We start from the raw sequence: 13,446 nt of genomic DNA, 5'->3' as shown, positions 1-13,446 counted from the left end.
GAGCCAATAGCAAGTCGTAGTTGGACATACAAGAGAAGCAGCATGGATGGCGCTTACCCTCAGCCACTGGATGGCAGTTCGGTTCTTCTGGTGGTAGACGATTACCCCGAAAACCTCATCAGCATGCGGGCTTTGCTGGCCCGGCAAGATTGGCAGGTGTTAACAGCCGGTTCGGGGATGGAAGCCCTCAGCACCTTGCTGGAGCATGATGTCGACCTGGTCCTGCTGGACGTGCAAATGCCGGAGATGGACGGCTTTGAAGTTGCCCGGCTGATGCGCGGCAGCCAACGTACGCGGCTGACACCGATCATTTTCCTGACCGCGAACGAACAGTCCGAAGCGGCCGTGCTCAAAGGCTACGCCAGCGGCGCCGTGGACTACATGTTCAAACCGTTCGACCCCAAGGTTCTCAAGCCCAAAGTCCAGGCCTTGCTCGACCAGCAGCGCAACCGGCGCATGCTGCAGCGCCTGACCCGGGAGCTGGAAGCCGCCAGGGCGTTCAATGGGTCGATTCTGGAGAACGCCGCCGAAGGCATTCTGGTGGTGGACGCACAGGGCGTGATCAGCTTTGCCAACCCGGCCATTTCCCGCTTGCTGGCGGCCCCCGTGCAGCACATTCAGGGCGCCCAACTGCTCGACCTGGTGCAGCTTCCCGCTGCCTGCCCATGGCTTGAATCGGAGTTCTACCGTGCTTACCTGGGGCAAGAAATCTACCGCGTGCACGACGCGCAACTGCGCACGCTGGCCGGCGAGCTTGTTCCGGTGGCATTGTCGTGCGCGCCGTTGCCAGCCGACCAGCAGGCCATGGTGGTGACCGTGCTGGACATGTCGGCAGTGCGCAACCTGCACCAGCAACTGGAGTACCAGGCCGTTACCGACCCGCTGACCGGCCTGCTGAACCGCCGCGGTTTCTACCAGGCGGCCGAGGGCGCTCTGTTGCGCAACGAGCGCTCGGACAAGGCCCAGGCGCTGATGTACATGGACCTGGACGGCTTCAAGCGCATCAACGACACCCTTGGCCATGACGCCGGTGACCGCGTGCTGCGCTGGGTCGCCGAGCAACTCAAGGACTGCCTGGGCAGCGAGGCCTTGCTGGCGCGCATGGGCGGCGATGAATTCACCGCGCTGTTCGACAGCCTGCCTTACCCGGAGCAGGCTGGGCGTTATGCCGAGCGGCTGCTGGAGCGGGTGTCCATCCGCCATGAAGTGGACGGCCTGGATGTGTGCCTTGGGGTGAGCATTGGTATTGCCACCTATCCGGAATGCGGTGCCAATGTCGAAGGCCTGCTGCGCGCAGCCGATGCGGCGATGTATGCCGCCAAGCAGGCCGGGCGCCAGCAGTACCGCTTTTACGACCAGGAACTCAACGGGCGGGCGCGTTCGCGACTGATGCTCGAAGACAGCGTGCGCACCGCCATCGAGCAACAGGACTTCACCCTGGTGTACCAGCCGCAAGTCAGCTTCATCGATGGCCGCCTGCGGGGTTTCGAGGCCTTGTTGCGCTGGCAGCACCCGAGCGTCGGCGATGTGCCGCCAGGCCTGTTCATTCCTCTGCTCGAGGAAGCCCGGCTGATCAACCGGCTGGCCAGCTGGATCTACCGCCAGGGCGCGGCCCAACGCCATGCCTGGTACCAGCACTTTCCCGCAGACCTGGTGCTGGGCATCAGCCTGAGCCGTGCGCAGTTTGTCATGCCCGGGCTGGTCGAAGAACTGCAGCGGGTGATCCATTTTTACCAGTTGGACCCGGCGCAACTGGAGGTCGAGGTTGCAGAGACCTCGCTGATGTACAACATCGATGCGGCGGTGAAACAGATCCATCGCCTGCGCGAGCTGGGCGTACGGGTGGCGCTGGATGACTTTGGCGCCGGCGACTGTTCACTGCGCATGCTGCGGGACCTGCCGATCGATACCCTGAAGCTGGATCGCCACCTGGTGGCACGCTTGCCTGATACGGCAGTGGATACCGCCTTGGTGCGCAGTGTCATCAGCTTGTGCGCCGACTACGGCATCACGGTCATTGCCGAGGGCGTGGAAACCCCGGCCCAGGCAGCCTGGCTCAACGCCAATGGTTGCGAGTATGTGCAGGGGTTCCTGGTGGCCCACCCCATGACCGCCTCGGACGCTACCCGCTTCCCGGTGATTTTCTCCTGGCCAGCGCCATGATTGGCTAGAATCGGCATTCGTTACGCCGAATGCACTGCCATGACCGTATTACGTTACCTGCAAGCCTACCCGCCGCACCTGCAAGAGCAGGTGCGCAAGATGATCGACAGCGACCGCCTGGGCGAGTACCTGCAGCGCCGCTACCCCGGGCGCCATGATGTGCAAAGCGACAAGGCGCTGTACGGCTATGCCCAGGAGCTGCGCCAGCAGTACCTGCGCAGTGCGCCGGGCCTGGACAAGGTGTTGTTCGATAGCCGGCTCGACCTGACCCACCGCGCGCTCGGCCTGAACACCGCGGTGTCGCGGGTGCAGGGCGGCAAGCTCAAGGCCAAAAAGGAAATCCGTATTGCCTCGCTGTTCAAGGAGGCCGCACCGCAGTTCTTGCGCATGATCGTGGTGCATGAGCTGGCGCACTTGCGCGAGCGCGACCACAACAAGGCCTTCTACCAGCTCTGCCAGCACATGGAACCCGATTATCACCAACTGGAATTCGACCTGCGCGTCTACCTGACCTACCGGGAACTGCCGGGCAACCTCTGAGGAACATGCAGCATGGACGTGAGCAAGACCAAAAGCAGCTTCTACCGGCGCCTGTACGTAGCCTGGCTGATCGACAGCCGCACCGCGACCAGCGTGCCGGCCCTGGTGGAAGCCACCGGTATGCCGCGGCGCACCGCCCAGGACACCATCGCCGCGCTGGCCGACCTAGACATCGTTTGCGAGTTCGAGCAACAGGAAGGCGCGCGCAACCACGCCGGGCATTACCGTATTCGTGACTGGGGCGCGGTCGACAAACAGTGGATCAGCCAGCATCTGCGGCAGGTCCGCGACGTGCTGGGTTACCCTTGAGGCCAAAAATAGAGGCAAAATGACACTATTGGCCGCTGCCCCCGGCAGTGCGTTTGTGTAACCTCACCCGCAGTGTGTGCCCTCCATGGCAAAAGGACATAAGCATGCGGCCACTGCTTTGTGCGCTGGGAGTACTGGCAATCTTGCTGGCAACACCTGCCCTGGGCCAGGGCAAGCTGCGCCTGGTGGCGGATAAATGGCCCCCGTTCACCGATGTAGACCTGCCAGGCGGTGGCTTGGCGACCAGCATCGTCACCACGGCGCTGGCCCGTGCCGGCTACGCCAGCAGCTATGAGGAGGCGCCCTGGGCGCGGGCGCTGCAGGGCGTTGCGCAAGGGCGCTACGACGTGTTGATCGATGCCTGGTACAACGAGGCGCGCGCCAGCATCGGGCAGTTCTCCACGCCATACCTGACCAACCGTATCCGCTTGCTGCAGCGAAAAGGCCAGGCGATACGCTACCGGCAACAGTCGGACCTTTACCCCTACACCATCGCTGTCGTGCGTGATTACGCCTATTCCCCTGGGTTCGACGGCGATCCGCGCCTGCACAAGGTGGCGGTGCGCACCTTTTCCTCGGCACTGCGCATGGTCGCAGCAGGGCGAGTAGACCTGGCGGTGGAAGACGAGTACGTTGCCCGCTACAACCTGCAGCGTGAACCGCAGCAGGTGCGTGACGAGGTGGTGCTGGTTGAGCCGCCGCTGGGGGAGAACACCCTGCATATCCTGGTCAGCCTGAAGCACCCGGAGCGTGCGCGGATTGTCGAGCGGTTCGAGCAGGCGATCGCAGCGATGAGGGCCGATGGCAGCTATGCCCGGCTGCTGCGCCAGCATGGCTTTTGAGCTTGGGTGGCGTTACCGGCCTCTTCGTGGGTAAAGGCCGGGTCAGGCCTCAGCCCGGGTTGCCTTCCTTGATCAGGTGCGCGGCCAAGGTCCGCAATGGCCCCAACTGCCGGCAGATCAGCGCCAGTTGTGTCTGCACCAGCCGTTGATGTTCATCCAGCTCATCCGGCATCTGCTCCAGGGCGTTGGCCAGCGCTTCTTCGGCATCGCTGTGAATGGCCACGGGCAGCCGCGCTGCCAGGCCGTTGGCGATTTCGTCCAGGCTGCTGGCCAGGCTTTGCCCGGCACCTTCGATCAACTGTTCCTGGGCCTGGGCCGGCAATGCCGTATCGCGGTGCGCGCCCAGCCCCGAGAGGTAGCTGAGCAGGGTGTGCGACAGCACCAGGAACCGGAAGCCGACATCGGCCTCCTTACGGAAATGCCCCGGCTCCATCAGCATGTTGGCCAGGGTGGTGGACAGCGCCGCGTCGGCGTTGTGGGCATTGCGCCGGGCCAGGCGGTAGGCCAGGTCGTCGCGCTTGCCGTGGGCATACTGCTGCATGATCTGGCGCAAGTACACGCTGGCACAGGCCAGGGTATTGGCCAGCGCCTTGTTCAGGCGCCGCCCCTGCCAGTCAGGCAGGAACAGGAACACCGCAAGGATGGCAATCAGGCTGCCCACCAGGGTATCGAACAGGCGCGGCAGGAACAGGCCGTAGCCGTCGCCGATCTGGTTGAAGCAGAACAGTACCATCAGCGTGATCGCGGCCGTGGCCAGGGTGTAGCGGGTCGTGCGGTTGACGAAGAACACCACCCCCGCAACTACGGCGAACAGCGACTGGATGAGCGGGTTGGGGAACAGGTCGAACAAGGCCCAGCCGACGGTCAGGCCAATGGCCGTGCCGAAAATGCGCTGCACCAGCTTGCGCCGGGTCGCACCGTAGTTGGGCTGGCAGACGAACAGGGTGGTGAGGATGATCCAGTAGCCCTGGGTGGGGTGGATCAGGTGCACCATGCCGTAGCCGATCGACAGCGCCAAGGGCAGGCGCAAGGCATGCCGGAACAGCAGCGACGTGGGTGTCAGCTGGGTACGTAGGCGCGTCCACACGTCTTTGAGCGAGCGTGGCGAGCGGTCGAGCAGGCTGCTGTCACTGGCGTCGGCCAGGCTGTCGGGGTTGCTCGCGGCACTGAGCAGGCGGTCGAGCGTGGCCAGGTTGGCGGCCAGGGCCCGCAGCGAGCGCAACAGGCCGCGCCAGGCCGGGTTGTTTTGCAGGCGCAGGTGCTCCAGCGCAGCGTTGAGGTCTTCGAGGGCCTCGGGATAACCGCTGGCCAGCACGAAAGGCTGGCGCAGGCGGATCGAACGGGCCAGCTCCTGGCAGGACGAGCCCTGTTTGCGCAGCAGGCGCTGGCAGCGGAACATCACGTCACTGTGGAAGAACGTTTCGGTCAGGGCGTTGTAGGGGTAATGCGAGGCACTGACCCGCTCGTGGATGTCCTGGGCCAGGAAATACAGCTTCAGGTAGCGGCTGACCTTGGAGTTTGGCTGGCTGTTGCCGACCCGGTGCAGGATGATTTCCTTGGCCGCGTTCAGGGCTGCCACCACCTTGCCATTCTGCTGGGCCAGGGCCAGGCGTGTGGCCTCGACGTCGAGGGTGCGCACCGGCTCGAACAGGCTGGCCTTGAGTTTCAGGTAGCTGCCCAGCTCGAAGAACAGCTTGGCCAGGCTCTGCTGGACCGGCTGGTTGGAGAACAGCGCCTGCCACAATACCGATAACAGCCCGTACCAGGCCGCGCCCGCCACCAGCAGCATGGGCTCGTGCCAGAAATCCGTGACCTGGCCGCCGCGCTGGTCTACGCCGATCATGGTGTACACCGCGGTGATCAGGGTTGCCGAGGCAATGGCCCCGTAGCGCTCGCCCAGTGCGCCGAGCATGGTCAGGCTAAACGCTGCCAGGGCCAGGGCGATGGCGAAGAACCAGGGGTAGGGGAACAGCAGTTCGACCGCCAGCGCAGCAATGGCGAAACACACCAGGGTGACGGCCAGGGCGCTGAGGCGGCCCTGCCAGCTGTCGTCGGTTTCGGCCAGGGCGCTGGCGATGATGCCGAGGAACAGCGGGATCAGCAGGGCCATCTCGTTCTGGTACCAGCACAGGGCCAGGCTGCCGGTGAGGGCGATGGTGACCCGGATGCTATAGCTGAACTTGTCTTGGCCCCACAGGCGACGCAGTGACTGACGGAACGAGCTCGATGACATGTTGGCCTGCTAGGCAGTGATCAGAGGAATACCTTTCAGAACCGGTTACTGGGGCCGCTTTGCGGCCCTTCGCGGGCGCGCCCGCTCCCACAGGTACTGCACAAAACCCCGTGGGAGCGGGCATGCCCGCGAAGGGGCGCGAAGCGGCCCAGATTCCGGCGCTGGGCACGGGCCAGCAAGAAGCGTTCCGTGCTGCTGAATGGATTCTACTCTACACGAACTGCGCTGCGGCGTTGGCCGATGCCCAGGCCCACTGGAAATTGAAACCACCCAGGTGGCCGGTGACATCCAGCACTTCGCCAATAAAGTACAGCCCGGGGCTTTTCAGCGACTCCATGGTCTTGGACGACACTTCGCGGGTATCCACGCCGCCCAGGGTCACTTCGGCGGTGCGGTAGCCCTCGGTGCCCGCAGGCACCACCTGCCAGTTGGCCAGCTTCTCGGCAATCTGCGCCAGTTCTGCGGGGGTGTACTGCTTCATGGGACGGGACTCGAACCACTGCTCGGCCAGCAGGTTGGCCAGCTTGCGGGTGAACACTTCGCCCAGCACGGTCTTCAGTTCGGCATTGGCGCGCTCGGTTTGCATCTGCTGCAGCCAGGTGAGTGCATCGCGGTCGGGCAACAGGTTGATCTCGACAGTGTCACCGGCTTCCCAGAACGACGAGATCTGCAGGATTGCCGGGCCACTCAGGCCACGGTGGGTGAACAGCAGGTTTTCGCGGAAGCTGGTGCCGTTGCAGGTGGCCGTGCAATCAAGCGAAGTGCCGGACAGCTCGCTGCACAATGCCTTGAGTTGTGGCTCGGTGATGGTGAACGGCACCAGCCCGGCGCGGGTCGGCAGCAGGGTGTGGCCAAACTGGCGCGCGACCTGGTAGCCGAACCCGGTGGCGCCCAGGGTCGGGATCGACAGGCCACCGGTGGCGATCACCAGTGACTGGCAGGCGAACTGCCCGCCGCTGGTCTGCAGCAGGTAGCCGCTTTCGGTTTTTTCGATCTGTTCGATGCTGGTGTGCATGCGGATTTCGGCACCGGCCTCGTCGCATTCGGCCAGCAGCATGTCGAGGATGTCGCTGGCCTTGTTGTCGCAGAACAACTGGCCGAGCTTCTTCTCGTGGTACGCCACGCCATGCTTGCACACCAGCTCGATGAAGTCCCATTGCGTGTAGCGGGCCAGCGCCGATTTGCAGAAATGGGCGTTGTGCGAGAGGAAGTTGGCCGGTTCGGTGTACATATTGGTGAAGTTGCAGCGCCCGCCGCCAGACATGAGGATCTTCTTGCCTGGCTTGTTGGCGTGGTCGAGCAACAGTACCCGGCGGCCGCGGCGGGCGCTGAGCTGGGCGCACATCAGGCCGGCGGCGCCGGCGCCGAGGATGATCACGTCGGTGGAGTGCACGGTGTTACCTCATGGATAGCCGGGGCCGCTGTGCGGCCCATCGCAGGCAAGCCAGCTCCCACAGGTACTGCACAAGCCTGAAGGCCTGTGGTGACCCTGTGGGAGCTGGCATGCCTGCGATGGGCTGCAAAGCAGCCCCAAAAAATGTCAGACGATGCGGTGATCCTGTGGGAGCTGGCTTGCCTGCGATGGGCTGCAAGGCAGCCCCAAAAATGTCAGACGATGCGGACTTTCAGGGACCGGCCCTTGATCTTGCCGCTGTTCAAGCGCTGCATGGCCTGCTTGGCGAGCGCCCGCTCCACCGCCACAAACGCCTGGAAGTCGAAGATCGCGATCTTGCCCACCTGTTTGCCCGGGATCCCGGCATCACCGGTCAACGCCCCGAGAATGTCGCCAGGGCGCAGCTTGTCCTTGCGCCCGGCGGCGATGCACAGGGTGCTCATCACCGGCAGCAGCGGCTCGCCGCCCTTGTTCTTCAGGCTGTCGAGCTGGTCCCAGCGCAGCGGGCTCTTCTGCAGTTGCTCGATGGCCTGGGCGCGGTGGCCTTCTGCCGGGGCAACCAGGCTCACCGCCAGGCCCTTCTCGCCAGCGCGGCCAGTACGGCCCACGCGGTGCACGTGGATTTCCGCATCGCGCGCCAGCTCGACGTTGATGACCATGTCCAGGCCATCGATGTCCAGGCCGCGCGCGGCCACGTCGGTGGCCACCAGCACCGAGCTGCTGCGGTTGGCGAACATGGTCAGAACCTGGTCGCGGTCGCGCTGCTCCAGGTCGCCGTGCAGCGCCTGGGCGACGATACCCTTGGCGGTCAGGTGCGCAACCACGTCTTCGCACTGCTGCTTGGTGAAGCAGAACGCCACGCATGACTGCGGGCGATAGTGGCCCAGCACGCGGGTCACGGCTTCCAGGCGCTGCTCTGGGTCGATCTCGATGAAGCGCTGCTCGATCTGGTTGTCGGTGTGCAGGCTCTCGACTTTCACTTGCTGCGGGTTACGCATGAAGTCGGCGGCCAGTTGCTTGATGCCGGCCGGGTAGGTGGCCGAGAACAGCAGGGTCTGGCGGCGCGATGGGGTTTTGCCGATGATGCTGGCAATGGCATCGAAAAAGCCCATGTCGAGCATCCGGTCGGCTTCGTCGAGCACCAGGGTGTTCAGGCCATCGAGTACCAGTGTGCCTTTGTCCAGGTGCTGCTGGATGCGCCCAGGCGTACCGACGATGATGTGCGCACCGTGCTCCAGCGAGGCGATCTGCGGGCCCAGCGAGACACCACCGCACAGGGTCAGGATCTTGATGTTGTCCTCGGCGCGGGCCAGGCGGCGCAGTTCCTTGGCGACCTGGTCGGCCAGTTCGCGGGTCGGGCACAGCACCAGGGCCTGGCAGCCGAAGTAACGCGGGTTGATCGGGTTCAGCAGGCCGATGCCGAAGGCGGCGGTCTTGCCGCTGCCGGTCTTGGCCTGGGCAATCAGGTCCTGGCCCTTGAGGATGACCGGCAGGCTCTGGGCCTGGATCGGTGTCATCGCGGCATAGCCAAGGGCGTCCAGGTTGGCCAGCATGGCAGTGGACAGCGGCAAGGTGGCAAAGGCGGTGGATTCGGTGGTCACGAGGCGGGCCTGCGGTGCGAAGCTAAAAATGCCGCATAGTCTACCAGCCTCGTGGCCATTCGCCCTAAGACTCCATGTGGTGTTCCGGACGACGGGCACGCCTTCCGTCCGTCGGTGCCAGCTGCAGGAAGATCGCCGCCGCCAGCATGGCCATCACGCCGATGGTGACAAAGGTCAGCTGGAAGGCGCCCAATGTGGTGTCCACACCTTCGGCACTGCCGGCGGCGGTGAAGCCGCCAAGCAGGGCGCCGGCGCAGGCCACGCCCAGGCTCAGCGCCAGCTGCGCGACCACCGACAGCAGGCTGTTGCCGCTGCTGGCGCTGGCATCGTCGAGGTCGATCAGGGTTACCGTGTTCATTGCCGTGAACTGCATCGAGTTGACCGCGCCCAGCAGCCCCAGCTGGATCAGCAGCACGGCATAGGACGTCTGCTCGTCAACCAGCCCAAGGCTGGCCAGCAGCAGGCCCAGCAGCAAGGTATTGCTGGTCAGGATGATGCGGTAGCCGAAGCGTTCGATCAGCGGCCTGGCAAGGGATTTGGCCACCATTGCCGCCGCCGCCAGCGGGATCATGCTCATGCCGGCCTGGGCCGGCGAATAGCCCAGTGCGACTTGCAGCAGCAATGGCACCAGGAATGGCAGGGCGCCGCTGCCCAGGCGCGCGAACAGGTTGCCCAGGATACCAATGGCGAAGGTGCGCACGCGGAACAGGCTGGGCGAGAACAGCGGCTCGGGGTCGCGCCCGGCGCGCAGCCAGTAGGCGGCCAGGCACGCCATGCCGGCAAACAGCAGCAGCATCACCCGCAGGTGCGGCAGGTGCAGCTCGCCGAGCCCCTCCATGGCAATGGTGATCAGCACCATCGCGGCGCCGAACAGCAGGAAGCCAGGGGTATCGAAGCGGGTGCGTTCAGCGCCGCGCAGGTCGGGGATGAACTTCCAGACGGCGTAGCAGCCCAGCAGGCCGACAGGCAGGTTGAGCAGGAAAATCCAGTGCCAGCTGAGGATCTCCACCAGCCATCCGCCCACCGTCGGACCCAGCAGTGGCCCGAGCAGGCCGGGGATGGTAATGAAGCTCATGATGCGTACCAGCTCGCTGCGCGGGTAGGCGCGCAACACCACCAGCCGCCCGACCGGCAGCATCAGGGCGCCGCCCAGGCCCTGCACCACACGGGCGAAAATCAGGAAGCCGAGGCTGTTGGCGGCGGCGCATAGCAGCGAACCAAAGCTGAACAGCAGGATGGCGCTGAAGAAGATGCGCTTGGTGCCGAAGCGGTCGGCGATCCAGCCCGAGGCGGGTATCAGCAGGGCCACCGTGAGCATGTAGGCAATGATTACGCCCTGCATCCGCAGCGGGTCTTCGGCCAGCGAGCGGGCCATGGCCGGCAGCGCGGTGTTGAGGATGGTGCCGTCCAGGGACTGCATGAAGAAGGCGATGGCGACCACCCAGGGGATCCAGCGGGCGGTGGCGGGGTCTAGCGGGGTGCGTTCGGGCATGACTTCCTCGTTTGTCAGTGCCGGCCTCTTCGCGGCTAAAGCCGCTTCTACAAGGGTTACGCGTTCGTTGTAGAAGCGGCTTTAGCCGCGAAAGGGCCGGCAACTCCAATCACAATGTCAGGGTCAGGCCTTTGACCAGCGCACCCGGCAAATGACTCGACCCGGTGCTGCGCTGTCCATAGGTGCTGGTCGACAGGATCATCTCGCGCTCCTGGGTCAGGTCCTCCAGTTGGCTACCGAGCAAACTGTACAGGCTGTCATCGAAGCGCATGGTGCTCACCGGCCCCTGGATCTGCCCGTTCTCTACCCAGAAGGTGGCGAACCGGGTCAGCCCGGTCATGCGCGCTGCTGGCAAGTCCGAGTAGTTGAGGTACCACAGGTTGCTGATGTACAGCCCAGTGCCCAGCCGCTGCAAGACCTCGTCCATGGGCAGGCCACCCGGTGCCAGGCTGAGTGCGCAGGGCGACTCGTAACTGTCGGCGCCGTTGGCCAGCAGCTTGAATTCGGCGGCGCTGCGCGCGCTGATTAGCCGTTGCGCCGCCCGGCCTTGCTGGATCAGCGGCACATCCAGGCGCGGTGAGCCTTCGTCGGAAAACGCCGGGCTCAGCGAGCCGCTGACCTGCTCGGTGAAACTCACCAGCGGGCTCAGCCGTGCATCGCCGTTGTACAGGCGCTGCAAGGCGCTATTGCCGGTGGCCAGCGCTTGGGCGGAAAAACCGCCCCAGCACAGCATGCCGGCGATTTCGTCCATCGCCGCCGGGGCCAGGTAGGCACGGTAGCTGCCGGGTTCGAGGGTGACCGCCGGGCGCCCGAGGAAGCCCAACTGCTCCCGCGCCTGGCGCAGGCGCGCGGTGAAGTCGTCGGGGTTCCACACCTGGCCGGCGTAGTTGGCCTTCACCGCCTGGCCATTTTCGTGGAACAGGCTCCAGTCGAAGTTGAAGCTGTTGGCCTGGTGCCAGCCGAAGGCACCGAACGAGCTGGCGAAGCCCCGGCAGACCGGGCCCGCGGCATAAATGCCGACCAGGTCCAGGTCACCCGCTTCGCGGTCGAGCAACACCAGCACATCGCTGAGTTCAGGTAGTGGCTGCTGTTGCTGGCTGTGGCTGTGCCAGGCGCTTTCGTCCAGGCGCAGGTAAGGGTCGACGGCCAGCAGTGGCAGGGTCTGGCGCAGTTGCGCCAGGGCATCCGCCAAGCGTTGGCGGTCTAGTTGCGCATCGCCACTCAAGGTCACCTGCTGTTCGGCCTGGCGACCGTCGCGGATCAGCCGCAGCTGCGCGCTGGCCTGGCTGACATGCCCGGCCTGGCGCACCTTGGCGTGGTTGAAGCGCACGAACTGGGACTGCTCGGCGCTGTAGCCAAGGGTAAACTGCTCGCCACTTTCCAGGGCGGCGCGCACCTCCCCGGCCAGGGTTTCAAAAGCGTGTTTCATAAGGCGTCGCCTCCGAATACGTCGATCTGGCGGAACACGCAGGCCGGCGAGGCGTGGCCCACGCGCACCACCTGGTTGGGTTCGCCCTTGCCGCAGTTGGGCGTGCCCAGTACCTGGAAGGTGCTGCGGTCGCCGACCGCTGCCAGGTTGCGCCAGAACTGTGCGGAGATGCCCCGGTAGTTGGGGTTCTTGACGATGCCCTTGAGCTCGCCGTTCTCGATCAGTTGGCCCCATTCGCAGCCGAACTGGAACTTGTTGCGCGCGTCGTCGATGGACCAGGACCGGTTGGTCCGCATCAGGATGCCGTGCTCGATGCCCGCGATCAGTTGTTCGAGGGAGTGCTCGCCCGGCTCGATGTTGAGGTTGGCCATGCGGTCGATCGGCGCACGGTTCCAGCCACAGGCGCGGCTGTTGGCCACACCGTCCAGGCCGGAGCGGAACTGCGACAAAGCGCCACCCAGTGGACGCAGCAGCAGGCCGTCGCGGATCAGGAACTGCTTGCTGGCCGGAGTGCCGTCATCATCGAAGCTGTAGCTGGCCAGTTCTTCGCCGATGGTCGGGTCGAAGGTCACGTTCAGCAGGCTGGAACCGTACTGCAGGCAGCCGAAGTCACTGGCTTTGACGAAGCTGGTGCCCGCGTAGTTACGCTCGTCACCGAGGATGCGGTCCATCTCCAGCGGGTGGCCGATCGATTCGTGAATCTGCAGCATCATCTGGTCGGGCATCAACAGCAGGTCGCGCGGGCCACTGGGCGTATTAGGGGCCAGCAGCAACTGCAGGGCCTCGTCGGCGACCCGACTGGCGGCACCCACCAGGCCACAACGCTCAACGATCTCGTAACCGCCTTGCTGGCCGAAATTGTCGCGGCCCAGGCTGCGGCTCTGGCTGTCCTGGCCGTTGCTGGCAGTTACCCCCAGCCCCGGGAACAGAAAGCGCTGGGCATGGCGCAGCTCGGCGCCGGCTGAGTTCAGGTAGGTCTGCTCGACCAGGCTCAGGCCCAGACTGGCCTGCCAGTCCACCAGGCGGCTGTCCTTGGGTACGCTGGCTGATTCCGCGGCGAGCAAGCCAAGGCAGTCGGCCAGGCTGGGCACGGGCTGGTCGAAGTTGGGCGAGATGTGGTCGTGGCGGGCGCTGGGCACGGGTTGCCCGCGCAGATCCAGCAGACTATGCCGGGCGATCTGCCGGGCCAGGGCTTCGGCCTGCTCCAGGGCGCGCTGCAGGCCGGCCTGCGACAGATCGGCGGTGGCCGCATAGGCCTCCACGCCATTGACCCGTACGGTGAGCATCGCGCCCTCGTCCTGGCTGAACGAGGGTGGCTCGGCCACATTGCGGCGAACCGAAAGCGCCTGGTGCGACTGTTTCACATGGCGCAGGGAAAACAACTCGGCCGTGCTGCGCAGCGCGGCAAAGCGCTGGCGCAGCAGGGCGCTGGAATCGAACATGT

General features: G+C 65.0%; 10 protein-coding genes. 4 read left to right on the top strand and 6 right to left on the bottom strand.

Annotation, left to right across the window (positions count from 1 at the left end; all coding sequences use genetic code 11):
- The first annotated feature begins 42 nt into the window (after positions 1-42).
- The 4 genes from FPB55_RS23540 (at position 43) to FPB55_RS23525 (ending at position 3,854) form a co-directional block, all read left to right on the top strand.
- On the top strand, positions 43-2,163 hold the full coding sequence (locus tag FPB55_RS23540) for an EAL domain-containing protein (protein ID WP_009681372.1): 2,121 nt from the start codon (positions 43-45) through the stop codon (positions 2,161-2,163).
- Between the two features lie 39 nt (positions 2,164-2,202).
- Positions 2,203-2,703, top strand: coding sequence for a M48 family metallopeptidase (locus tag FPB55_RS23535; protein ID WP_009681371.1), 501 nt, complete (start codon positions 2,203-2,205; stop codon positions 2,701-2,703).
- Between the two features lie 12 nt (positions 2,704-2,715).
- Positions 2,716-3,012: a winged helix-turn-helix domain-containing protein gene (locus tag FPB55_RS23530; protein WP_009681370.1), complete on the top strand. Its 297-nt coding sequence runs from the start codon at positions 2,716-2,718 to the stop codon at positions 3,010-3,012.
- A 104-nt stretch (positions 3,013-3,116) separates the two neighbouring features.
- Positions 3,117-3,854 carry a transporter substrate-binding domain-containing protein gene (locus tag FPB55_RS23525; protein WP_054904961.1) on the top strand — a complete coding sequence of 246 codons (738 nt, stop codon included), beginning with the start codon at positions 3,117-3,119 and terminating at the stop codon, positions 3,852-3,854.
- 49 nt (positions 3,855-3,903) lie between these two features.
- On the opposite strand, the gene yccS is transcribed toward FPB55_RS23525, so the two are convergent.
- The 6 genes from yccS to FPB55_RS23495 form a co-directional block, all read right to left on the bottom strand.
- Positions 3,904-6,087 (bottom strand): YccS family putative transporter, encoded by a 2,184-nt coding sequence (gene yccS / locus FPB55_RS23520; protein WP_029886249.1) that lies wholly within the window; start codon positions 6,085-6,087, stop codon positions 3,904-3,906.
- 211 nt (positions 6,088-6,298) lie between these two features.
- On the bottom strand, positions 6,299-7,480 hold the full coding sequence (locus FPB55_RS23515) for an NAD(P)/FAD-dependent oxidoreductase (RefSeq protein ID WP_144189436.1): 1,182 nt from the start codon (positions 7,478-7,480) through the stop codon (positions 6,299-6,301).
- Between the two features lie 215 nt (positions 7,481-7,695).
- A complete protein-coding gene (dbpA, locus tag FPB55_RS23510) occupies positions 7,696-9,033 on the bottom strand; it encodes an ATP-dependent RNA helicase DbpA (protein WP_232108669.1) in 1,338 nt (445 codons plus the stop codon).
- Positions 9,034-9,145: 112 nt separating this feature from the next.
- Positions 9,146-10,573: a multidrug transporter subunit MdtD gene (mdtD, locus tag FPB55_RS23505; protein ID WP_029887785.1), complete on the bottom strand. Its 1,428-nt coding sequence runs from the start codon at positions 10,571-10,573 to the stop codon at positions 9,146-9,148.
- Between the two features lie 109 nt (positions 10,574-10,682).
- Positions 10,683-12,002: a TldD/PmbA family protein gene (locus FPB55_RS23500; RefSeq protein ID WP_009681362.1), complete on the bottom strand. Its 1,320-nt coding sequence runs from the start codon at positions 12,000-12,002 to the stop codon at positions 10,683-10,685.
- Positions 11,999-13,444: a TldD/PmbA family protein gene (locus FPB55_RS23495; RefSeq protein WP_144189434.1), complete on the bottom strand. Its 1,446-nt coding sequence runs from the start codon at positions 13,442-13,444 to the stop codon at positions 11,999-12,001. The genes FPB55_RS23500 and FPB55_RS23495 overlap by 4 nt, the downstream gene beginning before the upstream one ends.
- Positions 13,445-13,446: the final 2 nt, after the last annotated feature.

The sequence above is a fragment of the Pseudomonas sp. BJP69 genome (genome assembly GCF_007633355.1).
Taxonomy (GTDB): domain Bacteria; phylum Pseudomonadota; class Gammaproteobacteria; order Pseudomonadales; family Pseudomonadaceae; genus Aquipseudomonas; species Aquipseudomonas juntendi.
This window is presented reverse-complemented; position numbering and strand designations above follow the sequence as displayed.